The organism is Rhizobium sp. UGM030330-04 (genome assembly GCF_003208455.1).
Lineage (GTDB): Bacteria > Pseudomonadota > Alphaproteobacteria > Rhizobiales > Rhizobiaceae > Agrobacterium > Agrobacterium rhizogenes_A.
This window is the reverse complement of sequence record NZ_QKML01000044.1, coordinates 1-2174: the sequence shown is the minus strand read 5'-3', so window position 1 is coordinate 2174 and position 2174 is coordinate 1. Positions and strand designations below refer to the sequence as shown.

General features: G+C 57.5%; 1 protein-coding gene. It reads left to right on the top strand.

Going from position 1 to position 2174, the window contains the following annotated elements:
- Positions 1 to 632 precede the first annotated feature (632 nt).
- On the top strand, positions 633 to 1742 hold the full coding sequence (gene nrfD, locus N434_RS25360; protein ID WP_110760773.1) for an NrfD/PsrC family molybdoenzyme membrane anchor subunit: 1110 nt from the start codon (positions 633 to 635) through the stop codon (positions 1740 to 1742).
- Positions 1743 to 2174: the final 432 nt, after the last annotated feature.

Genomic DNA, 2174 nt, shown 5'->3' with positions numbered 1-2174 from the left:
GGAACAAGTCTATTACTCTGGTGAACGACTGCATCATTCGTATGAACGCCGAGCGAATCGAGGAGTTGTCGAAACTGCCGTGAATTGAATTGGAATAAAATGCCCCGCGAAGGAGAAGTATATTTGATGAATTATCCGGTAGCGACCGAAAGTGGCTTCGGAAAGGATGTAATCGTGCGGCGAGAGTTCAGGACAACAAGAAAAAAATCGGCTCTCTTACGGATCGTGTGGGTAGAGAGAGTTGGTCTCTCTCTTCTTTCTGTTAAAAACTTGTTGCTGTTGCGCCGCAGGCGTCCACAGTCGGCAGCGGACTCGCGCGGCGGAGTGTGGGCAAAGGGTGAATGAGTGGAGGCCAGTTGGGGGCAACTCGCCGGCGAGGAGATTGCGTTTAGCCGGAGCTTTGTGCGAGTTGTTCCCAACTTGCCCCACGGTCGCTTGCGACATTCACGCTTTGTCCACACGCAGTCCGCCGGCTGTGGGCGCATGCCTCGCCTCCCCTCAGCCCGAAGGTCATCTTAGCAGGCGAGCTGGCTCCTAACCCACACAAGACGTAAGAGAGCCAAAAAATCCTGTTAATCCTGTCCTATTGGAACATTGGACGAGTGTTCAAGTAACGCCTCGGAGATCCCGTCATGAAAAGAACCATCTATCGAGAATGGCGACTTACCCCTCAACACTACTGGGGCCTGCTCGCCATCCTGGCCGTCATCGCCGGCTTGGGGGGACTCGCCTTCCTCTACATGGAACACGAGGGCCACTGGGTAACCGGCATGTCCAACCAGATCGTCTGGGGCACCCCCCACGTCTTCGCCGTCTTCCTCATCGTCGCCGCCTCCGGGGCCCTCAACGTCGCCTCCATCGGCAGCGTCTTCGGCAAGACCCTCTACAAACCCCTGGCCCGCTTCTCCGGTCTCTTGGCCATCGCCCTACTGGCCGGTGGACTCATGGTACTGGTCCTCGACCTGGGCCGCCCCGACCGCCTGGTCGTCGCCATGACCACCTACAACTTCCGCTCCATCTTCGCCTGGAACATCTTCCTCTACACCGGCTTCTTGGGTCTAGTCATCGCCTACCTCTGGTCCATGATGGAACGCAAGGGCAACCCCTACACCAAGCCCGTGGGCTTCTTCGCCTTCTTCTGGCGCTTGGCCCTCACCCTGGGTACCGGCTCCATCTTCGGCTTCCTCGTCTCCCGCCAGGCCTACGACACCGCCATCATGGCCCCCCTCTTCATCGCCATGTCCTTCGCCTACGGCCTCGCCATCTTCATACTCGTACTCCTCTTCGCCTTCCACCGGGACAACCGTCCCATCGGCGACTCCATGCTCTTCCGGCTCCGCAACCTACTCGGGATCTTCATCGGCGCCGTCCTCTTCTTCGTCCTCGCCTACTTCCTGACCAAGCTCTACGGCGCCAAGAACTACGACCTCGTTGCCTTCTACCTGCTCGACGGCGGCATCTACACCGCCCTCTTCTGGTTCGCCTGGATGCTCGCCGGCATCCTCTTCCCCCTCGGCATCCTCTTCCATCCGGTCCCCGGCAAAACCATCCTCCAATCCGGCTTCTACGACGGCGTCAACGGCGCCGTCGCCCTCTATACCCCCAGCCTGCCTGAGCTACTGCTTGGCATCGGTGGGGTCGCCGTGGCACTACTAATCACCGCCGTCGGCATCCGCATGCTCCAGTTCCTCCCGGAATCCCTCGCCGATCAGGACATAGATCCCCATGCGGCGAAGGCCTGATGGAGTTGTGGTCCAGGTAGGTTGGGCAAAGCCGCCAGGGACGGCGGCGTGCCCAACGTCGTCCTAGCTGATATAAAAGGATTTTTATGAATTGCCGTTTTTTGATAACTATTTGAAAAACAATAGCTTTTCGTAAAAAGTCAACAGAGCCTAGCATTCCCCTCGGCCCGATACTCAGCCAGGAGTCTCACCATGACGCTCCCCGCTCCGCTCTCGTCTCCCTTGAGGATACCCCTTGGTATCACTGCGTATGCCACTGTGTGCGTCGTGCCTTCTTGTGTGGCGAGGGTCATTTCTCGGGTATGAATTTCGACCACCGCCGTGGCTGTGTAACGAACCGCAGGTACAAATACCTGGGAGATGCGATGTAGGAGAAGAAAATATGAGTTGGGATTTTCTCCATATAGTACGAAGAATCGGTAGTGGAAATTT

What these genes read in the sequence shown, in the direction of transcription:
- nrfD (WP_110760773.1), top strand. Translation starts at nt 633, where the DNA reads ATGAAAAGAACCATCTATCGAGAATGGCGACTTACCCCTCAACACTAC.